Here is a 23,575-nt window from a genome sequence, read left to right on the forward strand (position 1 = left end):
ACACGGACGGGGCGCGATGGGGGAGGATGGCCGCATCCGCACGAAGGGAAGTCACACGGTGAGCATCGACCCGGCCTCGATTCCGAACTTCGGAGGGCAGCAGCCCGATCCGCAGGCCACAGGACCGGCGGGCCCCGTCGTCCCCGACCAGGACCTCGTGAAGCAGCTCCTGGAGCAGATGGAGCTCAAGTACGTCGTCGACGACGAGGGTGACCTCGCGGCGCCGTGGGAGGACTTCCGCACGTACTTCATGTTCCGCGGCGAGGACGAGCAGCAGGTCTTCTCCGTGCGGACCTTCTACGACCGCCCGCACAAGATCGACGAGAAGCCCCAGCTCCTCGAGTCGATCGACGACTGGAACCGCCGCACGCTGTGGCCCAAGGTCTACAGCCACACGCACGACGACGGCTCCGTCCGCCTGATCGGCGAGGCGCAGATGCTGATCGGCACCGGCGTCAACCTGGAGCACTTCGTGTCCTCCACGGTCAGCTGGGTCCGCGCGTCGATCGAGTTCGACAAGTGGCTCGTCGAGCAGTTCGGGCTGGAGAAGGAAGTCGACTCCGCCGAGGGCGACGAGGCCGGCGACGGCGACTCCGAGACCAACTAGGTCCCGCGGCGCCCTACGGCGCCACCCCGGACGCGAGCAGCAGGTACGGCCCGTATCCGTACGAGAGCCCGGCCAGCACCACGGTCACCACGACCGCGGTGCGCGGCCGGGCTTTCGCCATGAGGGCCGCCACCGGCAGCAGCAGCGGGAACGCGGGCAGCAGGAAGCGCGGCTTCGATTCGAAGAAGCCCGCGCCGCCGTAGGTCATCAGCAGCAGGACGCCGGTGTACACCAGCAGCGGCAGCGGGGTCCGGCGGTCCGCCGCCAGCAGTCCGGCGAGCACCAGCGCGGCCACCAGCAGCACCACCGTCACATGGGTGGCGAGCTCCACGTGCGCCCTGCCCAGCGCGTGCCGGGCGGAGGCGAGCGCCCCGGCGCCGAAGTCGAAGCGCGAGCCCCAGCCGCTCTGGACGGCGAAGTAGCCGCCGAGCGGATCCCCCCGGCGCACGCCGACCAGCAGGACGTACGAGGCCCAGCCCGCGGGAGCGGCCAGCCCGGCGGCCCACACCGCCGCGGGCGCGCGGCCCCGCCGCCGCCAGATCTCGTACGCGGCGGCCGCCGTCACCGCGGCGGCGACCGCGATCCCGGTGGGCCGGGTCAGCCCCGCGAGCACGGCGAGCCCCGCCGCCCACCCCCAGCGGCCGCGCAGCAGGGCGTACAGGGCCCAGGCGGCGAAGGCGGCGAGCAGCGGCTCGGTGTAGGCGAGGGTCAGCATGAGGGCGTGCGGCAGCGCGGCCCACAGCGCGACGAGCAGCACCCCGGCGCGGGCCCCGAGCAGGTGCGTCCCGACCCGGTACACCCCCACGGCGGCCGCGCCCGCGGCGATCCAGGCCACGGCCAGCGCGGCGACGGTCACGGGGCCCGGCAGCACGGCGGAGGCGCAGCGGATCAGGGCGGGGTAGAGCGGGAAGAACGCGGAGTCGCTCTGCACGGAGCCGATGGCGGGATAGATCTGGGTCCGCCCGTAGCCGTGCTCGGCGATCCGCAGGTACCAGACGGAGTCCCAGGACTCCCCGAGCACCCGCAGGGGGCTCCGCCCGCTCCACCAGGCCGCCACGGCGACCGCCAGCACCCCGCCCCCGCGCACGGCCGCGTACACCCCGAGCGCGAGGAGGGCGCCGGGGACCCGGTCGCCCCGGCCGGTGAGCCGACTGGTGGGCCGACCGGCGGGCCCGTCGGGCCGTGCGCCGTCCGTCAGCGTTTCCGTCGCCATGCGTCCCGCGTCCCGACTCCCTGGGGCGCTCCCGGTCGGAGCCGCCACGAGAGGAACCCTAACGAGGCCGGGCCCGCTTCCGGCGGGCCCGCACCCGCCTCAGAGCCGCCGCAACCGCTCCACCGCCTCCTCCAGGACGTCCGTTCGCTTGCAGAAGGCCCAGCGGACGTGGGTGGCGCCGGCGGCCTTGTCGTCGTAGAAGACCTGGTTCGGGATGGCCACCACCCCGCAGCGTTCCGGCAGGGTCCGGCAGAAGGCCAGGCCGTCCCGCTCGCCGAGGGGGGTGATGTCGGTGGTGACGAAGTAGGTGCCCTGTGGGCGGAACACCTCGAAGCCGGCCGCGGCGAGGCCGTCGGAGAGGCGGGCGCGCTTGGCGGCCAGGTCGGCGCGGAAGGAGTCGTAGTACGTGTCGGGGAGGGCGAGGGCCTCGGCGATCGCGTACTGGAACGGGCCCGAGGAGACGTACGTCAGGAACTGCTTCGCCGAGCGGACCGCCGTGACCAGCTCCGGCGTCCCCGTCACCCAGCCGACCTTCCAGCCCGTGAAGGAGAAGGTCTTGCCGGCGGAGGAGATGGTGACGGTGCGCTCGCGCATGCCCGGCAGGCTCGCCAGCGGGGTGTGGGCGCCCTCGAAGACCAGGTGCTCGTACACCTCGTCCGTGATGACGAGGAGGTCCCGGGAGACGGCCAGCTCCGCGACCGCGGCCAGCTCGGCGGGGGTCAGGACGGTGCCCGTCGGATTGTGCGGGGTGTTCAGGAGGAGGAGCCGGGTGCGCGGGGTGACCGCCGCCCGCAGCGCGTCCACGTCGAGGCGGAAGTCCGGGGCGCGCAGGGTCAGCGGTACGCGGACGGCTCCGGCCATCGCGATGCAGGCGGCGTAGGAGTCGTAGAAGGGCTCCAGGGCGATGACCTCGTCGCCCGGTTCGAGGAGGGCGAGGAGCGAGGCGGCGATGGCCTCCGTGGCCCCGGCGGTGACGAGGACCTCGGTGTCGGGGTCGTGGGTCAGGCCGTAGAAGCGCTGCTGGTGGGCGGCGATCGCCTGACGGAGCTCCGGGACGCCGGGGCCCGGCGGGTACTGGTTGCCGCGGCCGTCGCGGACGGCGCGCGCCGCCGCCTCGGCGATCTCGGCGGGGCCGTCGGTGTCGGGGAAGCCCTGGCCGAGGTTGATCGATCCCGTGGCGGTGGCCAGGGCGGACATCTCCGCGAAGATCGTCGTGCCGAAGGCCGCCAGCTTGCGGTTGAGGAAGGGGCGGTGGGTGCGTTCGGGATCGCTCATGGGCGTCATCCTGCGGGGAAGCTCTGGACTTGCTCAAGTGTGCTTTGGGCCGTGTACGGCGCGGGCATCCCCCCAGCACGCGGGACGAAGGGGATCCCGCACCCCGGGGAACCGGGGGGTCAGAGAGGGGTCGGGGGATGTTCCTCGGAATAACGATCTTCGTTGTGGTGGCCGTGGTGATCGTCGCGATGGTGGTCAAGGCCGGCCGGCGCGGTGGCTGGAGCGGCGGCAGCAGTGCCGCCGGCAGCGGCAGCTCGGCCTGGTGGATCGGGGGCGACTCGGGAGGTTCCTCCTCCTGCAGCTCCTCCTCCTCGTCCTGCGGTGGCGGCGGCGGAGGATGCGGTTCCAGCTGACACGGGGCAGCATGGATCCATGGCTTCCGCCGCAGGACCACCTTCCTCCCGCGTCCCGCATACGTGAGACGCCCGCCGGGCACAACTTCCGTCGGGCGTCTTCTTGTTCGGACGTCACGGCCGCGCATTACGGCGTACGGGCGGCATGTTGCTGAACACGTGAACTGTGTAGCCCCCGAGGGGATGTAAACCCCTGCAACTTGGGTAAAAACGCTGTGAGTGCCGTGCCTTTCATGATTCCCTCGGTTGAGTAGACCAGTCCTCGGACCTCCCTGGACTTCCTGTGGACCCGTGCCGGTGTCCCCCCACCCGTTGACTACCGCTGGCGGGCCCCGGCCCATCTCCCTCGCGCGTTTGCGGAGCCGACTCATGCTCACGACCCTCCAGACCACCTATACCGACACGCGTGCCGCCGATCTCGCCTGGGCCCTGGGTCGGGAGCGGCTGCCCGCCCTGGCCGTACTGAATCTCGAACTGGGTGGTGCCAAAGTCGAGTTGCGCCTGCTCGGGGCCTCCCACCAGGTGCTCCTGGAGGAGGGCGACGTGCTCTGTTCCGAGACCGTCGCCTGCATGCCCGGCAGCAGCACCCCGCTTCCGCTCGGCGTGGCCAAGCGCGTCGGCGACTGGGAGTACGAGTTCGCCGCGCGGGTCGAGAACCTCTCGCGCGGCTCCTTCGCCGGACGGGCGCAGGAGCTGCTCGCGCTGGTCGCGGACCACCCGAACGGGCTCGCGGGGACCTTCCCCGGCAGCCCGCACGCCTTCACCGCCATGCTCGCGCAGCGCTACGAGGGCCAGGTGCGGTGGCGGACCTGGCACGCGTACCCGCAGGAAGGCCAGTTGGTGGCCACCCGCACCCGCGTCGGCGTCCGGGCGGCCGCACCGGGCGCGGCGCCGGCGCCGGCGGACGCCCCCGCGGCGGTCCTGGAGGCGCCGGTGCTGATCTAGGCCGCCTCCGGGCGCGGTTGCCGTCCGGTTACGCCAACTGCCCGAACCAGTGCGCCACTTACACCCATGTGGGTGACCGGATGCGAGCAGGCGGTGACGTACGGTTCGCTTCATGATCGACCGTTCCGCCCCGCGCGGGGTGCTCCGCACCCGGTGGCGCCGCCCCCCGGCTCCGGATCCGCGCGGTGTGGCCCGCGTCCCGGCCGCCCTGCCCGTACGGCCCAGGACCGGCCGGCTCCTCGTCCTGGCCACCGTGTTCGTCTGCGCCGCCTGCGGGCTCGTATACGAGCTGGAGCTGCTCGCCCTCGGCTCGTACCTCATCGGCGACTCCGTCACCCAGGCCTCGGTCGTGCTGTCCGTCATGGTCTTCGCCATGGGCGTCGGATCCCTGCTCGCCAAGGCCCTGCGCACCCGCCCCGCCTTCGGCTTCGCCCTCGTGGAAGCGGGCCTCGCCCTGCTCGGCGGGCTCTCCGCCATAGCGCTCTACGCCAGCTTCGCCTGGCTGGGGGAGTCCCGGCCCGCGCTCGTCGCCTTCTCCTTCGCCATCGGCGTCCTCATCGGCGCCGAGATCCCGCTCCTGATGGTCCTCATCCAGCGGATCCGCAGACAGGACGCGGGCGGCGCCGTCGCCGACCTGTTCGCCGCGGACTACGTCGGCGCCCTCGTCGGCGGCCTCGCCTTCCCCTTCCTGCTGCTGCCCGTCCTCGGACAGCTCACCGGCGCCATGCTCACCGGCACCGTCAACGTGGTCGCCGGCGGCGGCCTCGTCCTGTGGCTGTTCCGCCAGGACCTGAGCCGGCGCGCCCGCTGGCTGCTCGTCGCCGTCAACGTCACCGTCCTCACCGTCCTCGGCGGCGCCACCGTCCTCGCCGACGACTTCGAACGCATGGCCCGCCGCGCCGTCTACGGCGGCGAGGTCCGCGTCGCCGTCCAGACCGGAGTGCAGGAACTCGTCCTCACCGGCCCCCCGACCGGCTCCCCGCGCTCCCTCGACCTCTTCCTCGACGGCCGCCTGCGGGTCAGCGGCTACGACGAGTACCGCTACCACGAGGCCCTCGTGCACCCCGCGATGACCGGCCCGCACACCCGCGTCCTGGTCCTCGGCGGCGGCGACGGGCTCGCCGCCCGCGAGGTGCTGCGCTACCGCGACGTCGCCTCCGTCACCGTCGTCGAGCTCGACCCCGGGGTCGTGCGGCTCGCCCGGACCGACCCGATGCTCTCCGCGCTGAACGGCCGGGCGTACGAGGACCCGCGCCTCGGGGTCGTCACCGAGGACGCCTTCCGCTGGCTGCGCGCACCCGCCTCCCGGGGCCGCTTCGACGTCATCGTCTCCGACCTGCCCGACCCCGGGATCACCCCCAGCACGAAGCTGTACTCGCAGGAGTTCTACGGGCTGGCGGCGCGGGCCCTGCGCCCCGGCGGGCGGCTCGCCGTCCACGCGGGACCGCCCGGCACCAGGCCCCGTACCTACTGGACCGTCGAGGCCACCCTGCGCGCGGCCGGCCTGAGCACCGCCCCCTACAGCGCGGGCGGCCGCCTCTCGGGCTTCGCCGCCGGCCCCGACCGGGCGCTCGGCGCGGCCTCCGGCTCCGCCGCGCAGCTCCCGCAGGACTGGGGCTTCGTCCTGGCGGCCCGCGAGGGCGTGCCCCGGCTGCGGGTGGACCGGGACACGCCCGCCCTGCGCTCCCTGTCCACGCAGTCCCTGGCCGACGCGGCCCGGGACGCGGAGCGCACCCGGGTGGCGGGGCTGCCGCCTTCGACGCTGCCGCACCCGAGGTACTCGTAGCCGGGTACTCGTGGCCGGGCGGCCGCGTCGGTAGGCTCGTTCGCATGGAGCATCAGGTGTTCGTACCGGTCCCCTCCGCCGACGTCCGCGCCGTGCTGCGCGACCCCGCCCGGCTGGCGCGGTGCGTGCCGGGGCTCCAGCAGGACGCCGACACCGAGGCCGGGCCGCTGTCCGGCCGGCTGAGGGTGCGGGTCGGCGGGCACACCGTCACCTACCGCGGCGCCCTCTCCGTCACCGAGCAGGACCCCGACCGCTTCACCCTCGCGGGCGAGGGCACCGAGGTGCGCGGGAGCGGGACCGTGAAGCTCACCCTCGCGCTGCGCCTCGCCGAGGCGGACGGCGGCACCCGGCTGGAGTTCACCGCCGAGTCCGCCGCCGACGGCCGCGCCGCCGCCTTCGCCCCCGAGGCCGCCGCCACGGCCGCGCACCGCCTCCTGGACCGGGCCGCCGGGCACCTCGGGGCCCTCGCGGAGGCCCCCGTCGTCGAGGCGGACGCCGATGTGGACGCGGATGGGGTCGGGGCCTTCGACGTGGACCCGGACCGGGAGGAGGACCCCGGCCCGGGGTTCACCGAGGTCAGCGCGTCCGTGTTCGACACCGAGGTGCCGCCGCCGTCCCTGGACCCCTTCCTGGAGGGCACCTTCGAGGGCATGGCCGACCTCGGGGACCTCGGTGGCCCCCCGCGCCCGCCGGCCGAGGCCGCGCACGCCCGCCGCACGATGATCGGCCGCAGCGCGGAGGAGGTCGACCACGCGCCCCCGCGCGGCCGCTACGCCCCCGTCCCGGCCCCCGCCTCCGCCTCCGCGGGCGCGGGCCTGCGCTGGATCGCCCCGGCGGCCGCCGTGGCCGTGGCCTCGGCGGTGCTCCTGGGCCGCGCCCTGCGCCGCCGCCGCTGACCCCGGGGCCCCGCGGGACCCGCCCGCTTCCGCGTGCGGACCTGATCATCCCGCCGGGCTGACTAAGGTCATGGCATGAGTACGCAACTGCGCGCCGGCGGCGCCGAGGTGACCATCGACCAGGAGAACGGCTGCCGGATCAGCAGTCTGCGCATCGACGGGACGGAGCTGCTGCGGCAGGGGGACCACTACGGGTCCTTCCCGATGGTCCCGTGGTGCGGCCGGACCAGGGACGGGCAGTTCCAGGACGGCGCGACCCTGCACCAGCTGCCGCTCAACCACCCGCCGCACGCCATCCACGGCTTCGGCCGCGACGCCGCCTGGCACCGCGCCCGGGCCACCGGCACCGAGGCCGCCTTCACGTACCCGCTCGCCGACCCGTGGCCCTACGAGGGCCTGGTCACCCAGATCTTCGAGCTCGGCGAGGACGCGCTGACCCTGACGATGGGCATCGAGACCTATGGGGACTCCTTCCCGGCGCAGGCCGGCTGGCACCCCTGGTTCCGCCGCAACCTCGGCGCCGGCGGGGGCGACGTCCGCATCGACTTCGAGGCCGCCTGGCAGGAGGAGCGCGGAGCCGACCACCTGCCCACCGGCAACCGCATCGATCCCAAGCCCGGCCCCTGGGACGACTGCTTCGGCATGCCGTACGGGGTGGACGTCACCCTCACCTGGCCCGACGCCCTGGAGCTGAAGGTCGCCAGCCGCTCCGAATGGGTGGTCGTCTACGACGAGGAGCCCGAGGCCGTCTGCGTGGAACCGCAGTCGGGCCCGCCGAACGGCCTGAACAGCCTCCCGCAGCTGGTCACCCCGGTGGACCCGCTGGAGATCTCCACGACGTGGACGTGGCGGCGGCTCGGGTAGTGCCCAATTAAGCTCGGGGCCATGAGTGACGTACGCGATGCGCTTCTGCAGCAGATCAAGGACAAGGCCGTCGTGCACGGCAAGGTGATCCTCTCCTCCGGCCGCGAGGCCGACTACTACATCGACCTCCGCCGGATCACGCTGGACGGCGAAGCCGCCCCGCTGGTCGGCCAGGTCATGCTCGACCTCACCGCCGACCTGGAGTTCGACTGCGTCGGCGGCCTGACGCTGGGCGCGGACCCGGTCGCCACCTCGATGCTGCACGCCTCCGCCGCGCGCGGCGCGCGCCTGGACGCCTTCGTCGTCCGCAAGGCGCAGAAGGCGCACGGCATGCAGCGCCGCATCGAGGGCACCGACGTGAAGGGCAAGCGCTGCCTGGTGGTCGAGGACACCTCGACCACCGGCGGCTCCCCGCTGACCGCCGTCGAGGCGGTCCGCGAGGCCGGCGGCGAGGTCGTGGCCGTCGCGACGATCGTCGACCGCGGCGCGGCCGACGCGATTGCGGCCGTGGGGCTGCCCTACCTCACGGGCTACCAGCTGGACGACCTCGGTTTGTCCTAACCCGTGGACGGCGGGTCGTGCTTCCGCACAACTGGTGACTTAGGTCCCCGGAAGTCCGGAAGTAGGCCCTGACCTGCGTCTTTGCGGTCCGGTGGAGTGTTTCACGTGAAACACTCCACCCGGATCGGGCCGCGCGGTGCCGCCGGGGAGGTGGAGTGGGGGCGCGAGTCTGGAAAGATGGGGACGACGGCAACGTCGCCCCCAGGTCAGGGCCCGCAATAAGCACACTCCCCGCACATCCAAGGAGCGGACAGATGCCCATCGCAACCCCCGAGGTCTACAACGAGATGCTCGACCGGGCGAAGGCAGGCAAGTTTGCCTACCCGGCGATCAACGTGACCTCGACCCAGACCCTGCACGCTGCGCTGCGCGGCTTCGCGGAGGCCGAGAGCGACGGCATCATCCAGATCTCCACCGGTGGTGCGGAGTTCCTGGGTGGCCAGTACAACAAGGACATGGTCACCGGCGCCGCCGCCCTGGCCGAGTTCGCGCACATCGTGGCCGCGAAGTACGACATCACCGTCGCGCTGCACACGGACCACTGCCCCAAGGACAAGCTGGACGGCTACGTCCGCCCGCTCCTGGAGATCTCCGCCGAGCGCGTGGCCCGCGGTCTGAACCCGCTCTTCCAGTCGCACATGTGGGACGGCTCCGCCGAGACCCTGGCCGACAACCTGGCCATCGGCCAGGAGCTGCTCGCCAAGGCCGCCGCCGCGAAGATCATCCTCGAGGTCGAGATCACCCCGACCGGTGGCGAGGAGGACGGCGTCAGCCACGAGATCAACGACGAGCTGTACACCACCGTCGAGGACGCGCTGCGCACCGCCGAGGCCCTGGGCCTGGGCGAGAAGGGCCGCTACCTGCTGGCCGCCTCCTTCGGCAACGTGCACGGCGTCTACAAGCCGGGCAACGTCGTCCTGCGCCCCGAGCTCCTCAAGGACCTCCAGGCCGGCGTCGGCGAGAAGTACGGCAAGTCCTCCCCGTTCGACTTCGTCTTCCACGGCGGCTCGGGCTCCACGGCCGAGGAGATCGCCACCGCGCTGGAGAACGGCGTCGTGAAGATGAACCTCGACACCGACACCCAGTACGCCTTCACCCGTCCGGTCGTGGACCACATGTTCCGCAACTACGACGCGGTCCTGAAGGTCGACGGCGAGGTCGGCACCAAGTCGAAGTACGACCCCCGCACGTGGGGCAAGGCCGCCGAGGCCGGCATGGCCGCGCGCGTCACCGAGGCCTGCGCGAACCTGCGCTCCACGGGCACGAAGCTGAAGTAACCGCTCCGGCGGATCACACGCAGAACGCCCGGCCGGGTTTCCCGGCCGGGCGTTTCGCTGTTCGTCCCCCGGGTCGACGTCCTCGGGCCACCGGCCGGTAATGTGCGTCGGGTACGGCGGGGGCCGGCCATTTCGTGTCCGGATTTCTCTGGTGACGCATGTCCACCCCCGTCGATGGTCGTGCCCGTGAGGGCACATGGGGGAGGGACCCTTTTGTTCAGTTCTATGTCGACATCGCGTGTGACGCGATTGTCCGCAGCCGTCGCCGTCGTGGCGGCTCTTGCGTCGGTGTCCCCGCTGCTGGGCGCCGTACCGGCGGTCGCGGCGGAGGCACCGCTGCCGTCCGCACTCACGATCAAACCAGACGCACGCCCCAACTACTCCTCGGGGCAGTTCGGCGAGACCGGTTACGCGTGGTCCGCTGACGGGGGCGGCTTGACCTGGGAAAGCTATGCCGGCGGCCCGTCCAAGCCCATCGAGCCGCGCCCCTTGTGGGTGTCTCCCACGTACGGGTCCGACGTGTTCCAACTCACGTATCCGAACAACCGCACGGTGTACCGGGACATGAAGACGGGTGCGGACATCCCGAAGATCGAAGTCCCCGCCGGGCATTCCGTCCGGGGCTCTTCGCCGACCTCGGTCATCTCCGTGAAGAACGACGGCAAGTACTACGTCACCAAGATGGAGAACGGCACGCCGGTCACCCGTGAGGCCGTCGGCGCCTACGGAGGGGACTACTCCCCGGCCGGTGCGGCGGGTCTGCTGACCGGGTCGGGTGCCGTCACCCTGGTCGGCTTCGACGGCACGGTACGCCCCACGAAGGCCCCGATGGCCATCTGGTTCGAGTACCAGCAGTATGTCGCCTGGGGTGCGGGCAAGTACCTGGTCCACCCCAGGGGCGAGTTCGGGGACGACAGGGTCACCTACTGGGACCTGACCAAGGACGTGGAGAAGCCGATCGCCGCCCTCGACGGGGTGAACATCGGCCACGAGAACGAACTGCTGGGTGTGGTCGGCAACGACCTGATCACCGCCCGCCTGGGGGCGGATGCCCCTCCGTACGACTGTGAGTCGTGCGATACCTCCCGTTCCTACCGCGCGGGGGCGACCATCTTCGATGTCTACGCCCGGCCGCTGTCGGGCGGCCCGGAGCGGCTCATCGCGCGGAAGTCCTCGGCCGTGCCGAACATGACGGCGGACGGCCGCCTGGTCCTCAAGCGGGAGGGCGCGAAGGGACCCGAGGTCTACGTGATCCAGGCCGCGGCCGACGGGACGCTGAGCACGCCCACGCTGCGCGACATCCCGCCCGCTCAGTCGGAGCCGACCCAGCTCGCGCTGGCCCACGGCACCTTGAGCAGGCGCACCACGCCCAGCCAGGGCCTGGTGCAGCAGGACCTGTCCGTGGGCAGCGGAGCGGTGTCCACGGGGCCCCGGACCGAGCGGGGGCACGCGTCGGGATCCGACAAGGACGGCGGATGGATCGCCTCCGGCTCGGGTGACCTGGTCCGCGCCGAGGAAGGGTCCCTGGGCGGCACCCTGGCTGTCCTGCCGGCGAGTGCGGGTCTGTATGGCAGCGAGACCAGGCACTCCGTCAGCGGCCTCCAGAAGGACTCCCTTCAGGCCCGCGGACGCTATGCGGCCTACCGGGTGAAGAACCCGGACGGCAGCTTGAAGATCCAGCAGCACTCCCTCAGCTCCGCCGCAGCGGAGGACGTGCCCCCGCAGACGGGGAGCCGTCCGGCGCCCGCGTTCGGTCTGGGCGGCGACGGGATGCTGTGGGTGGAGAGCACGACCGATGGCGTGGTCAACGTGCTTCCCCGTGGGGCCAAGGGCAAGCCGTCGCGGACCGTGGACGTGGCGGACTGCGATCTGACGGACGTCCAGGTGGTGGGCAAGGACCTGTACTGGAAGTGCGGGACGAAGGCTGCCGGTGTCTTCGACACGGTCGCGAACGCTCCGGTGGCGGCGTTGCCGGCACACGACTCGGCCCTGCTGGCCGACGGTTACGTGGCGTGGGAGAAGGACGGGAACCTGAGCGTCACCGCGCTGCGGGGCACTCCGTCCACCCGCCCGGTGGGCCGTCCTGCGGACAAGCGTCCGGGCTTCGGCTGGACCGTGGACCGCTTCGGCGGGGCCCTGGCCTACGTCGATGCCGGGAAGAACATCCAGATCGTGAAGTCGGGTGTGCCGGCCGCGCCGATGTCCGTGGTCGAGGGTGGCGGCGGTATCGCCCTCGGGGCCACCGCACCGTGGGCCGGCCGGTGGCTGCTGTCGAAGCCCGCGTCGTCCTGGAAGCTCACCTTCACCCACAAGCTGACCGGTCACGTGGCGAAGACCATCACGGGCAAGGAAGCCCGCTATTCGATCGGTGCGAAGTGGGACGCCGTCGACCCGTCGACGGGGAAGAAGGTGGGCTACGGCGCCTACGAGTGGAAGCTGACGGCCGTGCCCGCGGATGGTGTGGGAGCCCCCCTCACCGTCAGCGGGACGGCGAAGGGGGACACGAAGTCCGGACCGCGTGACCTCGCGGGCAACTTCGACGGTGACCTGCTGGCCTTCACCCCCGAGGGCCGGGCGGACGTCCGGCCCGGGAACATGGGCGGTCTGCAGGCTCCGGTGTCCGGTTCCGGCTGGACGGGTGCGAACGCGGTCACGGCCGCCGTGCCGTTCGGTGACGTGGACAGGGACTACTGCTCGGACGTGCTGGTCCGGCACCCGTCGGGTGAGCTCCGTGCGTACCTGCCCGGCTGCTCGGGCGTGCTGACGCCGAAGAACAAGTACAAGGTCGTGGGCGGCGGCTGGAACATGTACGACCAGATCGTCTCGCCGGGAGACATGATCGGCGACTCGCGTCCCGATCTGCTGGCCAAGACGCCCGCCGGTGACCTGTACCTGTACGAGACCTACGGCACGGAGGGGAAGTTCAAGGCCAAGGTGAAGCTCACCGGCGGCTTCAAGGGCTACCTGCTGGTCGGCGGTCACAAGATGGGCGCGAAGACCATGACCGGTGCGCTCGTCGCCCGGGACCCTTCGGGCAAGCTGTGGCGCTACTCCGCGTTGGGCAACGGCAAGCTGGCGCCCCGCGTCATGATCGGCGCGGGCGGCTGGAACAAGTACACGCACATCGTGGGCATGGGGGACTTCACCAACGACAACTACGGTGACCTGGTGGCCCGGGATTCCGCGGGCAGGCTGTGGCGCTACAACGGCAAGTACGGCGGCACCCTGAGCAGTGCCGTGGACATCGGCGGTGGCTGGAACATGTACAAGTCCCTGCACTGATCGCGGGGCCGTCCACGTAGGCAGAACGCCCGGCCGGGTTTCCCCGGCCGGGCGTTTTCGTGCCGGTACCCGGGTCGCCTTTCTTCGGTCATTGCCCGGTAATGTGCGTCGGGTACCGACGGGGGGTCGGCCATTGCGTGTCCGGATTTCTCTGGTTCCGTCTGCCCCCTCCGTCGATGGTCGTGTCCGTGAGGACGCATGGGGGAGGGACCCTTTTTTGTTCAGCTCAATGTCGACATCGCGTGCCACGCGATTGTCCGCAGCCGTCGCCGTCGTGGCGGCTCTCGCGTCGGTGTCCCCGCTGCTGGGTGCCGTTCCGGCGCTCGCGGCGGAGGCGCCGCTGCCGTCCGCACTCACCATCAAGTCCGAGGTGAAACCGGACCCGCGTGCCGGCTACTGGAAGGCCGGAGAGACGGGCTACGTCACCAGTAACGCGTCCGACTACTTCTGGAACCCCTACGCCGGCGGCGCCCCGAAGCTCATCGAGCCCCGTCCCACCCGCGGCGTGGAGGCCGACGGGTCCGACTCGCTGGTGCTCCGCTACCCGGACCGCGAGGTCGTGCGGGACATGAAGACGGGGGCGGAGTTCGTCCGGCCCGGTGCCCCTGCCGGACACAAGCTCCTCGGGTACGTCGGGAAGGCGGTCGTCTCCCTCGGCAGTGACGGCAAGGTGTCCTTCACCGAGGTGAAGGACGGCGCGCCCACCAGCCGCGAGATCCTCGCCGACGCCAAGGGGTGGGCCGGCTCCCGTGTCGGAACGACCGGCCTGCTGGTTCCGGGGAAGGGCGGAAACTTTCTGATCGGCCCCGACGGCACGGTACGCCCCACGAAGTTCCCCGAACTCAACTGGCCCGAGTACCAGCAGCAGGTCATCTGGGGCGAGGGCCACTTCCTGGTCCACCCCAAGGGTATGGATGGCGCGAACGCGGACGAGGTGCAGTACTGGGACCTCGCCAAGGACCTGGACAAGCCGCAGGCCGTCCTGGGCGGTGTGAAGATCGGCGGCGAGTCCGACGTCCTCGGTGTGGTCGGCAAGGACCTCATCATGTCCCGCCGGGGGGCGGACGTTCCTCCGCCGGCTCCGTGCGACGGGCAGTGCGACGACTTCATCTCCCGCACCGAGCGTCCCGATCAGTACATCTTCGACATCATCGCCAGGCCGCTGGCGGGCGGGCCGGAGCGCGTCATCGCACGGAAGTCCTCGGCCCGGCCGAACATGACGGCGGACGGCCGCCTGATCCTTTCCCGGGACACCGGGACGGACACCGAGGCGTACGCGCTCAGGGCCGCGGCCGACGGCTCGTCGGGCACGACCGCACTGCGCCGTTTCCCGTACGTCGGGGCGCCGGTTCAGCTCGCACTGGCGCACGGCACCCTGAGCTCGCGGGAGACCGCCGGGGACGACTCCGTCGAGCTGGTGGAGCGGAAGTTGACCGTGGGCGCCGGGGCCGTCTCCTCGGGCCCCCGGACCCCCCGTCGGGACGAGGGGGCGAAGAACACCGACAGCGGATGGATCGCGACCGGCTCGGGCGACCTCGTCAGGGCCGAGGATGCGGCCATCAGGGTCTTGAAGCCGGATGCCACGGGGAAGCCTTCGGTGCCGGACACGTATGCCGTGCCGGGGATGCAGAAGGACACCCTGCAGGCCCGTGGGCGCCATGCGGTCTACCGGGTGAAGAACCCGGACGGCAGCTTGAAGATCGTGCGCCACTCCATCACGGACTCCGGGGTGGATCAGAGGGTGCCCCCGCAGAAGGGGAGCCGGCCGGCTCCCGCGTTCGGTCTGGGCGACGATCGCGTGCTGTGGGTGGAGAGCACGACCGACGGCGTGGTCAATGTGATCCCCCACAACGTCAGCGGCACGCCGTCGCGGACCGTGGACGTGGCCGACTGCGACCTGACGGACATCCAGGTGGTGGGCAAGGACCTGTACTGGAAGTGCGGGACGAAGGCGGCCGGTGTCTTCGACACGGTCGCGAACGCTCCGGTGGCGGCGTTGCCGGCACACGACTCGGCCCTGCTGGCCGATGGTTACGTGGCGTGGGAGAAGGACGGGAACCTGAGCGTGACCGCGCTGCGGGGCACTCCGTCCACCCGTCCGGTGGGCCGTCCTGCGGACAAGCGTCCGGGCTTCGGCTGGACCGTGGACCGCTTCGGCGGGGCCCTGGCCTACGTCGACGCCGGGAAGAACATCCAGATCGTGAAGTCGGGCGTACCGGCCTCCCCGATGTACGCGCCCGAGGGTTTCGGCGCCCAGAACATCCGGACCCAGCAGGGGTCCTGGGCCGGCCGGTGGCTGCTGTCGAAGCCCGCGTCGTCCTGGAAGCTCACCTTCACCCACAAGCTGACCGGGCGCGTGGTGAAGACCATCACGGGCAAGGAAGCCCGCTACTCGATCGGTGCGCAGTGGGACGGCATCGACCCGTCGACGGGCAAGCCCGTCATCCTCGGCACCTACGAGTGGAAGCTGACGGCCGTACCCGCCGATGGCGCGGGTGCTCCGCTCTCGGTCAGCGGCAAGGCGTCGGCGGGCGTCAAGAATTGGGTGCGTGACCTCGCCGGGGACTACCACGGCGATCTGCTGGCCTTCACGCCCGAGGGCCGGGCGGACGTCCGGCCGGGCTCGGCAGCCGGCAAGGGCACCTTCGAGGCTCCGGTCTCCGGCAACGGCTGGACCGGTGCGAACGCGGTCACGGCCGCCGTGCCGATCGCCGACGTGGACTACGACGGGTGCTCGGACGTGGTGGTCCGCCACCCGTCGGGTGAGCTCCGGGTCTACCTGCCCGGCTGCACCGGTGTGCTGACGCCGAAGAACCCGTACAAGGTCGTGGGCGGCGGCTGGAACATGTACGACCAGATCGTCTCGCCCGGGAACCTGATCGGTGACTCGCGTCCCGACCTGCTGGCCAAGACCCCTGACGGCGATCTGTTCCTGTACGAGAGCTACGGCAAGGAGGGGAAGTTCAAGTCCCGGGTCCGGGTGAGCACCGGCTTCAGGGGCTACCTGCTGGTCGGCGGCCACACCATGGGCACGAAGGAGGGACGCACCGCGCTGATCGCGCGGGACCCCTCGGGCAAGCTGTTCCGCTACGACGCGTTGGGCGGCGGCAAGTGGGCGCCGCGCGTCATGATCGGCACGGGCGGCTGGAACACCTACACGGCGATCGTGGGCGTGCCGGACCTGCACGGCGACTACCCGGGTGAGCTGGTGGCCAGGGACAAGGCGGGCAGGCTGTGGCGTTACGACGGCAAGCCCGACGGGACCCTGAGCAGTGCCGTGGACATCGGCGGTGGCTGGAACATGTACAAGTCCCTGTACTGATCGCGGGGCGGTTCACGTAGGCAGAACGCCCGGCCGGGTTTCCCCGGCCGGGCGTTTTCGTGCCGGTAACCGGGTCGACGTCCCCGGGCCGTCGCCCGGTAATGTGCGTCGGGTACCGGCGGGGGGCTGGTTGTTCCGGTGTCCGGTTTTCTCCGGTGGCGTGTGACGTCCCCCGTCGATGGTCGTGTCCGTGAGGGCACATGGGGGAGGGACCCTTTTGTTCAGTTCTATGTCGACATCGCGTGTGACGCGATTGTCCGCAGCCGTCGCCGTCGTGGCGGCTCTTGCGTCGGTGTCCCCGCTGCTGGGTGCCGTTCCGGCGCTCGCGGCGGAGGCGCCGCTGCCGTCCGCACTCACCATCAAGTCCGAGGTGAAACCGGACCCGCGTGCCGGCTACTGGAAGGTCGGGGAGACGGGCTACGTCACCAGTAGCGGGTCCGACTACTTCTGGAACCCCTACGCCGGCGGTGCCCCTCAGCTCATCGAGCCCCGGCCCACCCGCGGGGTGGAGGCCGACGGGTCCGACTCGCTGGTGCTCAGCTACCCGGACCGCCAGGTCGTGCGGGACATGAAGACGGGGGCGGAGTTCGTCCGGCCCAGTGCCCCTGAGGGGCACAAGGTCCTCGGGTACATCGGGAAGGCGGTCGTCTCCGGCGGCAGCAGTGACCGCAGGGTCTTCTTCACCGAGGTGAAGGACGGCGCGCCCACCACTCGCGAGGTGCTTGCCGAATCCATTGGGCGGGGCGGATCCCGTGTCGGAACGATCGGCCTGCTGGTTCCGGGGAAGGACGGGAACGTCCTGATCGGCCCCGACGGCACGGTACGCCCCACGAAGTTCCCCGAACTCGGGTGGCCCGAGTATCAGCAGCAGGTCATCTGGGGCGAGGGCCACTATCTGGTCCACCCCAACGGCATGGACGGCGCAAAAGACGACGAGCTGCAGTACTGGGACCTCGCCAAGGACCTGGACAAGCCGCAGGCAGTCCTGAGCGGCGTGAAGATCGGCGGTGAGTCCGATGTGCTGGGTGTGGTCGGCAAGGACCTCATCATGTCCCGCCGGGGGGCGGACGTAGCCCCGCCGCCGCCGTGCGACGGGCAGTGCGACGACTTCATCTCCCGCACCGAGCGTCCCGATGAGCGCATCTTCGACATCATCGCCAGGCCGCTGGCGGGCGGGCCGGAGCGGGTCATCGCCCGGAAGTCCTCGGCCCGGCCGAACATGACGGCGGACGGCCGCCTGATCCTCCTCCGGGACACCGAGAAGGATCCCGAGGCCTACGCGGTCCAGGCCGCGCCCGACGGCTCGCTGACCACGGCAGTCCTGCAGCGCTTCCCGTTCGTCCCGAAGGCACCGGTTCAGCTCGCACTGGCGCACGGCACCCTGAGCTCGCGCGAAACCACCACCAGCAGCGGCGCCTTCGAGCTGGTGGAACGGCAGTTGACCGTGGGTGCCGGCGCCGTGTCCGCGGGCCCCCGGACCCCCCGTCGGGCCGGGGGGACGAACACGGACAGCGGATGGATCGCGAGTGGATCCGGCGACCTGCTCAGGGCCGAGGACGGGGCCTTGACGATCCTCACGCCGGCCGGCCCGGGGACGCCTTCGGAGGAGTACACGTACCCCATTGCGGGGATGCAGAAGGGCACCGTGCAGGCCCGCGGACTCCATGTCGCCTACCGGGTGAAGAACCCGGACGGCAGCTTGAAGATCGGGCTCCTCCCCCTTCCGTACTCCGCGGGGGACACGTCGCTACCCGCGCAGACGGGCAGCCGTCCCGCGCCCGCGTTCGGTCTGGCTGACAACGGGGTGCTGTGGGTGGAGAGCACGACCGACGGCGTGGTCAATGTGATCCCCCGCAACGCCGGTGGCACGCCGTCGCGGACCGTGGACGTGGCGGACTGCGATCTGACGGACATCCAGGTGGTCGGCAAGGACCTGTACTGGAAGTGCGGGACGAAGGCGGCGGGCGTGTTCGACACGGTCGCCAATGCTCCGGTGGCCGCTCTGCCGGCGCACGGGTCTGCTCTGCTGGCGGACGGTTACGTGGCGTGGGAGAAGGACGGGAACCTGAGCGTGACCGCGCTGCGGGGCACTCCGTCCACCCGTCCGGTGGGCCGTCCTGCGGACAAGCGTCCGGGCTTCGGCTGGACCGTGGACCGTTTCGGCGGGTCGCTGGCCTATGTCGACGCCGGGAAGAACATCCAGATCGTGAAGTCGGGTGTGCCGGCCGCGCCAATCTCGGTGGTCGGGGTCCGCGTTTCCGAGCACCTCCTGACCGCCGGCGGGCCCTGGGCCGGCCGGTGGCTGCTGTCGAAGCCTGCGGCGTCCTGGAAGCTCACCTTCACCCACAAGCTGACCGGGCGCGTGGTGAAGACGCTGACCGGCGGGGAGGCCCGCCACTCGATCGGTGCGCAGTGGGACGGCATCGACCCGTCGACGAGCAAGAAGGTCACCATCGGCACCTACGAGTGGAAGCTCACGGCCGTACCTGCCGATGGCGCGGGTGCTCCGCTCTCGGTCAGCGGCAAGGCGCCGACGGGGATCCGCAAGAACTCGGCGCGTGACCTCGCCGGGGGCCGTCACGGCGATCTGCTGGCCTTCACGCCCGAGGGCCGGGCGGACGTCCGGCCGGGCTCGATAGCCGGCAAGGGCACCTTCGAGGCTCCGGTCTCCGGCGCCGGCTGGACCGGTGCGAACGCCGTCACGGCCGCCGTACCGTTCGGCGACGTGGACAAGGACCTGTGCTCGGACGTCCTGGTTCGGCACCCCTCGGGTGAGCTCCGTGCGTACCTGCCCGGCTGCACGGGCGTGCTGACGCCGAAGACCAAGTACAAGGTCGTGGGCGGTGGTTGGAACGTCTACGACCAGATCGTCTCGCCGGGCGACATGATCGGCGACACGCGTCCCGATCTGCTGGCCAAGACGCCCGCCGGTGACCTGTACCTGTACGAGGGCTACGGCACGGAGGGGAAGTTCAAGGCCAAGGTGAAGCTCACCGGCGGCTTCAAGGGCTACCTGCTGGTCGGCGGTCACAAGATGGGCAAGGGCGGAGTCGGTGCGCTGATCGCGCGGGACCCCTCGGGCAAGCTGTTCCGCTACGACGCGTTGGGCAAGGGCAAGCTGGCGCCCCGCGTCATGATCGGCACGGGTGGCTGGAACACCTACACGGCGATCGTGGGCGTGTCGGACCTGCACGGCGACTTCTACCAGGGTGAGCTGGTGGCCAGGGACAAGGCGGGCAGGCTGTGGCGTTACGACGGCAAGTCCGACGGCACCCTGAGCAGCCCCGTGGACATCGGTGGCGGCTGGAACATGTACAAGTCCCTGTACTGAGCATGAACAGGCACGAGGCGACCTGAGCCGGCAAGAGGCGGCAGCACCGTTCCCGCGGGGCTGCCGCCTTCGGCATGTCCCCGGTGCCCCAGACTGTGGGCATGTCTCTTCACCAGAACCTGCTCGGGGGCCCCGCCCCCACCCACCTGCCCGACGAGCCCGGCCGCGCGGCCATCGCCGCCGGCACCCCCGCCGTCGAGGTGGCCGCCGCGCACCCGACGTCGTCCCTCGCCTGGGCCCTGCTCGCCGACGAGGCCTTCGGGGCCGGCCGCACGGTCGAGTCGTACGCCTACGCCCGTACGGGCTACCACCGCGGCCTGGACGCGCTGCGCCGCGCCGGCTGGAAGGGCCACGGCCCGGTGCCGTGGGAGCACGAGCCGAACCAGGGCTTCCTGCGCGCCCTGAACGCCCTGGCCCGCGCGGCCGGTGCGATCGACGAGAAGGAGGAGTACGAGCGCTGCTCGACCTTCCTGCGCGACTCCTCGGAGACCGCCGCGGACGTCCTCGGCGCCTGACGCGGAGCCGCCGCACCGGGTGGGCTCCGCGGGGGCCCGCCCGGTCGCGGAAAGTGACGTGCGCCACTGACTATTGAAGCCCTGCGGCACGACCGTCTTATGATGCGGACAGGGGACCGGAGCTCCACTCACCTCACCGGAAGGAGCGGACCGCTACCCGGAAGCACGTATCGAGGAGACAGCGATGTCGCACGCCCTTGATGCCTCCGGAGACGGCGGTTCGGACACCCCGAACCTCGACTTCGCCGGCACGACCCCCTACGAGGACTACGTCCAGGCGGACGTCCTCACCCACCTCCAGCACCTCCGCTCGGACGATCCGGGCGAGATGGTCTTCCTGGTCACGACCCAGGTCATGGAGCTGTGGTTCACGGTCATCGTCCACGAGTGGGAGACCGCCGCGCAGGCGCTCCGCGAGGACGAGCTGCCCGTCGCCATGGACGCGCTGAAACGATCCCTCCGCGAGCTGGAGGCCCTCAACGCCTCCTGGCGCCCCCTCGCCCAGCTGACCCCGGGCCAGTTCAACGCGTACCGCGCCGCCCTCGGCGAGGGCTCCGGCTTCCAGTCGGCGATGTACCGCCGGATGGAGTTCCTGCTCGGCGAGAAGGCCGCCTCCATGCTGGTCCCGCACCGCGGCGCCCCGCGCGTCCACGCGGAGCTGGAGAAGGCCCTGCACGAGCCCAGCCTCTACGACGAGGTGCTGAGCCTCCTCGCCCGCCGCGGCCTCCCGGTCCCGCAGTCGGTCCTCGACCGCGACCTCTCGCAGCGCTACGAGCCCTCGCCCGAGGTCGAGGCCGTCTGGACGGCGCTGTACGCGACCCCGGACGCCCACCTGGACCTGCACCGCCTCGGCGAGGTCCTCACCGACGTCGCCGAGCTGGTCTGGCGCTGGCGCAACGACCACCTGGTGGCCACCCGGCGCGCGATGGGCGCGAAGACGGGCACGGGCGGCTCGGCCGGCGTGACCTGGCTGGAGAAGCGGGCGACGAAGAACGTCTTCCCCGAGCTGTGGACGGCGCGCAGCCATGTCTGACACGAACCCGGGCTCCGACCTGGCGGCCCGCGCCGAAGCCCTGGACGCGGCCGACCCCCTCGGCAAGCTCCGCGACCGCTTCACCCTCCCCGAGGGCGTGGTCTACCTCGACGGCAACAGCCTCGGCGCGCTCCCCACGGGGGTGGCCGCCCGGCTCGCCGACGTGGTCACGGAGCAGTGGGGCACCCGCCTGATCCGCTCCTGGACCGAGGGCGAGGCCAACTGGTGGAACGCCCCCGAGCGGATCGGCGACCGGATCGCCCCGCTGGTCGGCGCCGCCGCCGGCCAGGTGGTCGTCGGCGACTCCACCAGCGTCAACCTCTTCAAGGCCCTGGTCGGCGCCGCCCGGCTGGCCGCGCCCGGCCGGACCGAGCTGCTCGTGGACGCCGCGACCTTCCCCACCGACGGCTACATCGCGGAATCGGCCGCCCGGATGACGGGCCTGCGGGTCGTCCCGGTCGACCCGGCCGCCGCCGCGGCGGCGATGGGCCCGGACACCGCCGTGGTCCTCCTCAACCACGCCGACTACCGCACCGGCCGCCTGCACGACCTGCCCGCCCTCACCGCGGCGGCGCACGCCGCCGGGGCGCTCGTGGTCTGGGACCTGTGCCACACCGCGGGGGCGCTGCCCGTCGGTCTCGACGCGCACGCCGTGGACCTCGCGGTGGGCTGCACGTACAAGTACCTCAACGGCGGCCCCGGCGCCCCCGCCTACCTGTACGTCGCCGCCCGCCACCAGGCCGCCTTCGATTCCCCGCTGCCGGGGTGGAACGGCCATGTGGACCCGTTCGCGATGACCCCCTCCTTCGAGGCCGCGCAGGGCGTGGCGCGGGGCCGGGTCGGCACCCCGGACATCCTGTCCATGCTCGCGCTGGAGGCCGCCCTGGACGCCTGGGACGGGGTCGCGGTCGAGGAGGTCCGCGAGAAGTCCCTCGCGCTGACCGACTTCTTCCTCGACTGCGTGGCGGCGTACGTCCCGGCGGGCAAGGTCGAGCTGGTCACCCCGGTGGAGCACGGGCAGCGCGCCAGCCAGGTGTCGCTGCGCGCGGAGAACGCCGACGGGGTCATGCGCGAGCTCATCTCCCGCGGGGTGATCGGGGACTTCCGCGCCCCCGACGTCCTGCGCTTCGGGTTCACCCCGCTGTACGTCGGCTTCGCGGACGCGGAGCGTGCGGCGCGCACACTGGGTCACATTTTCGGGTGAACCGGTAGCGAAACGTCACATCACCGCGCGGGCGGGGCTACGGCCCCGCCCGCGCCGGTATCTCCCCGGCCCGCCACGGAGGGGGCCGTTCCGGCCTGATACGGTCCCGCTCTGCCGGAACACCGGAACACCAGTCCCCCTTGTCCCATGCGTTACCGGAGGTTGAGCCGATGACGGACCCCGCAGTCGAACGGGACGCCGCCGAGGCCGCCTCGGCCTTCTCCCATCCGCCCGCAGCCCCCGACGCGACGGCCGCCTACGGTGAACACCCCGACCAGATCGTCGACTTCTACGCCCCCCGCGGGGACCGGGCGCAGCCGGGTACCGCGCGTTCCGCGCCGCTGGTCGTCGTCCTGCACGGCGGGGCCTGGCGCGCCCCGTACGACCGGCAGCACATCACCCCCTTCGCGGACTTCCTGGCCCGGCAGGGTTTCGCCGTCGCCAATGTGGAGTACCGGCGCGGGAGTTCTTTGCCCCACCAGGACGCCGCGGGGCCGGTGGCCGGCCGCTGGCCCGAGACCTTCGACGACGTGGCCGCCGCCCTGGACGCCCTCCCGGAGCTGGCCGCCGGCTGCCTCCCGGAGGCCGACCCCGGCCGCATGGTGCTGACCGGCCACTCGGCCGGAGGCCACCTCGCGCTGTGGGCCGCGGCCCGGCACGTGCTCCCGGCGGACGCCCCGGCCGGCTGGAGGCTGCCCTCCCCGCCGCTGCTGCGCGGAGTGGTGGCGCTGGCGCCGATCGCGGACTTCACCGTGGCGGAGGAGCTCGCGGTGTGCGGGGGCGCCTCGGCGCAACTCCTGGGCGGGGCGGGGGCCTTCGCCGCACGCCGCCCGTACGCCGACCCGGCGGCGCTGCTCCCGACCGGCATCGCGACGGCGGTGGTCCAGGGGCGGAGCGACATCGTGGTCCCGGAGGCGGTGTCGGAGGCGTACGTCGCGGCGGCCGCGCTGGCGGGGGAGATGGTGGGACTGACCCTGCTGGACGGGGTCGGCCACTTCCCCCTGATCGACCCGGCGGCGGACGCGTGCGCGGTGGTGTCGGAGGAGATCTCGCAGCTCGGGTGGTGAGCCCGTACGCCTGAACGCCCCGGCGCGCCGCGGGTCACGGCGGC

The 23,575-nt window shown here is 71.9% G+C and carries 17 protein-coding genes; 15 read left to right on the top strand and 2 right to left on the bottom strand.

Annotated elements, in window-relative coordinates; genetic code table 11:
* Positions 1-58: 58 nt before the first annotated feature.
* A complete protein-coding gene (locus NLX94_RS10580) occupies positions 59-607 on the top strand; it encodes a YbjN domain-containing protein (protein ID WP_254382371.1) in 549 nt (182 codons plus the stop codon).
* Positions 608-620: 13 nt separating this feature from the next.
* Here the strand turns inward: NLX94_RS10580 and NLX94_RS10585 are convergent, their stop codons facing one another.
* The gene (locus tag NLX94_RS10585) at positions 621-1,820 is read right to left on the bottom strand and encodes a mannosyltransferase family protein (RefSeq protein WP_254382372.1); all 1,200 of its coding nucleotides are present in this window, start codon (positions 1,818-1,820) and stop codon (positions 621-623) included.
* A 99-nt stretch (positions 1,821-1,919) separates the two neighbouring features.
* Complete coding sequence (locus NLX94_RS10590) at positions 1,920-3,104, bottom strand: pyridoxal phosphate-dependent aminotransferase (RefSeq protein WP_254382373.1); 1,185 nt, start codon at positions 3,102-3,104, stop codon at positions 1,920-1,922.
* 128 nt (positions 3,105-3,232) lie between these two features.
* Between NLX94_RS10590 and NLX94_RS10595 the strand changes: the two genes are divergently transcribed.
* The 14 genes from NLX94_RS10595 to NLX94_RS10660 all read left to right on the top strand — a co-directional run bounded on the left by NLX94_RS10595 (position 3,233) and on the right by NLX94_RS10660 (position 23,531).
* On the top strand, positions 3,233-3,448 hold the full coding sequence (locus NLX94_RS10595) for a hypothetical protein (protein ID WP_254382374.1): 216 nt from the start codon (positions 3,233-3,235) through the stop codon (positions 3,446-3,448).
* Positions 3,449-3,817: 369 nt separating this feature from the next.
* The gene (locus NLX94_RS10600) at positions 3,818-4,393 is read left to right on the top strand and encodes a DUF2617 family protein (RefSeq protein WP_254382375.1); all 576 of its coding nucleotides are present in this window, start codon (positions 3,818-3,820) and stop codon (positions 4,391-4,393) included.
* Between the two features lie 112 nt (positions 4,394-4,505).
* Complete coding sequence (locus tag NLX94_RS10605) at positions 4,506-6,179, top strand: polyamine aminopropyltransferase (RefSeq protein WP_254382376.1); 1,674 nt, start codon at positions 4,506-4,508, stop codon at positions 6,177-6,179.
* Between the two features lie 44 nt (positions 6,180-6,223).
* Complete coding sequence (locus tag NLX94_RS10610) at positions 6,224-7,075, top strand: CoxG family protein (RefSeq protein ID WP_254382377.1); 852 nt, start codon at positions 6,224-6,226, stop codon at positions 7,073-7,075.
* 75 nt (positions 7,076-7,150) lie between these two features.
* Complete coding sequence (locus NLX94_RS10615) at positions 7,151-7,939, top strand: aldose 1-epimerase (RefSeq protein ID WP_254382378.1); 789 nt, start codon at positions 7,151-7,153, stop codon at positions 7,937-7,939.
* Between the two features lie 21 nt (positions 7,940-7,960).
* Positions 7,961-8,500 carry an orotate phosphoribosyltransferase gene (gene pyrE, locus NLX94_RS10620; RefSeq protein ID WP_254382379.1) on the top strand — a complete coding sequence of 180 codons (540 nt, stop codon included), beginning with the start codon at positions 7,961-7,963 and terminating at the stop codon, positions 8,498-8,500.
* 254 nt (positions 8,501-8,754) lie between these two features.
* Positions 8,755-9,777: a class II fructose-bisphosphate aldolase gene (fbaA, locus tag NLX94_RS10625; protein ID WP_254382380.1), complete on the top strand. Its 1,023-nt coding sequence runs from the start codon at positions 8,755-8,757 to the stop codon at positions 9,775-9,777.
* A gap of 240 nt (positions 9,778-10,017) precedes the next feature.
* Positions 10,018-13,059: a hypothetical protein gene (locus NLX94_RS10630; RefSeq protein WP_254382381.1), complete on the top strand. Its 3,042-nt coding sequence runs from the start codon at positions 10,018-10,020 to the stop codon at positions 13,057-13,059.
* Between the two features lie 229 nt (positions 13,060-13,288).
* On the top strand, positions 13,289-16,381 hold the full coding sequence (locus NLX94_RS10635) for a hypothetical protein (RefSeq protein ID WP_254382382.1): 3,093 nt from the start codon (positions 13,289-13,291) through the stop codon (positions 16,379-16,381).
* A 244-nt stretch (positions 16,382-16,625) separates the two neighbouring features.
* On the top strand, positions 16,626-19,712 hold the full coding sequence (locus NLX94_RS10640) for a hypothetical protein (RefSeq protein WP_254382383.1): 3,087 nt from the start codon (positions 16,626-16,628) through the stop codon (positions 19,710-19,712).
* Between the two features lie 101 nt (positions 19,713-19,813).
* Positions 19,814-20,227, top strand: a complete 414-nt coding sequence (locus NLX94_RS10645) for a DUF3151 domain-containing protein (RefSeq protein WP_254382384.1) — start codon at positions 19,814-19,816, stop codon at positions 20,225-20,227.
* A gap of 184 nt (positions 20,228-20,411) precedes the next feature.
* The gene (locus NLX94_RS10650) at positions 20,412-21,260 is read left to right on the top strand and encodes a tryptophan 2,3-dioxygenase family protein (RefSeq protein WP_254382385.1); all 849 of its coding nucleotides are present in this window, start codon (positions 20,412-20,414) and stop codon (positions 21,258-21,260) included.
* Positions 21,253-22,464, top strand: coding sequence for a kynureninase (gene kynU, locus NLX94_RS10655; protein WP_254382386.1), 1,212 nt, complete (start codon positions 21,253-21,255; stop codon positions 22,462-22,464). Before NLX94_RS10650 ends, kynU begins: the two co-directional genes overlap by 8 nt.
* 170 nt (positions 22,465-22,634) lie before the next feature.
* On the top strand, positions 22,635-23,531 hold the full coding sequence (locus NLX94_RS10660) for an alpha/beta hydrolase (RefSeq protein WP_254382387.1): 897 nt from the start codon (positions 22,635-22,637) through the stop codon (positions 23,529-23,531).
* Positions 23,532-23,575 lie beyond the last annotated feature (44 nt).

Source organism: Streptomyces sp. TBY4 (genome assembly GCF_024213195.1).
Taxonomy (GTDB): Bacteria; Actinomycetota; Actinomycetes; order Streptomycetales; family Streptomycetaceae; genus Streptomyces.

Coding starts and splice junctions, on each gene's coding strand:
- NLX94_RS10585 (WP_254382372.1), bottom strand. CDS start 1,820: ATGGCGACGGAAACGCTGACGGACGGCGCACGGCCCGACGGGCCCGCC.
- NLX94_RS10590 (WP_254382373.1), bottom strand. CDS start 3,104: ATGACGCCCATGAGCGATCCCGAACGCACCCACCGCCCCTTCCTCAAC.
- NLX94_RS10595 (WP_254382374.1), top strand. CDS start 3,233: ATGTTCCTCGGAATAACGATCTTCGTTGTGGTGGCCGTGGTGATCGTC.
- NLX94_RS10600 (WP_254382375.1), top strand. CDS start 3,818: ATGCTCACGACCCTCCAGACCACCTATACCGACACGCGTGCCGCCGAT.
- NLX94_RS10605 (WP_254382376.1), top strand. CDS start 4,506: ATGATCGACCGTTCCGCCCCGCGCGGGGTGCTCCGCACCCGGTGGCGC.
- NLX94_RS10610 (WP_254382377.1), top strand. CDS start 6,224: ATGGAGCATCAGGTGTTCGTACCGGTCCCCTCCGCCGACGTCCGCGCC.
- NLX94_RS10615 (WP_254382378.1), top strand. CDS start 7,151: ATGAGTACGCAACTGCGCGCCGGCGGCGCCGAGGTGACCATCGACCAG.
- pyrE (WP_254382379.1), top strand. CDS start 7,961: ATGAGTGACGTACGCGATGCGCTTCTGCAGCAGATCAAGGACAAGGCC.
- fbaA (WP_254382380.1), top strand. CDS start 8,755: ATGCCCATCGCAACCCCCGAGGTCTACAACGAGATGCTCGACCGGGCG.
- NLX94_RS10635 (WP_254382382.1), top strand. CDS start 13,289: ATGTCGACATCGCGTGCCACGCGATTGTCCGCAGCCGTCGCCGTCGTG.
- NLX94_RS10645 (WP_254382384.1), top strand. CDS start 19,814: ATGTCTCTTCACCAGAACCTGCTCGGGGGCCCCGCCCCCACCCACCTG.
- NLX94_RS10650 (WP_254382385.1), top strand. CDS start 20,412: ATGTCGCACGCCCTTGATGCCTCCGGAGACGGCGGTTCGGACACCCCG.
- kynU (WP_254382386.1), top strand. CDS start 21,253: ATGTCTGACACGAACCCGGGCTCCGACCTGGCGGCCCGCGCCGAAGCC.
- NLX94_RS10660 (WP_254382387.1), top strand. CDS start 22,635: ATGACGGACCCCGCAGTCGAACGGGACGCCGCCGAGGCCGCCTCGGCC.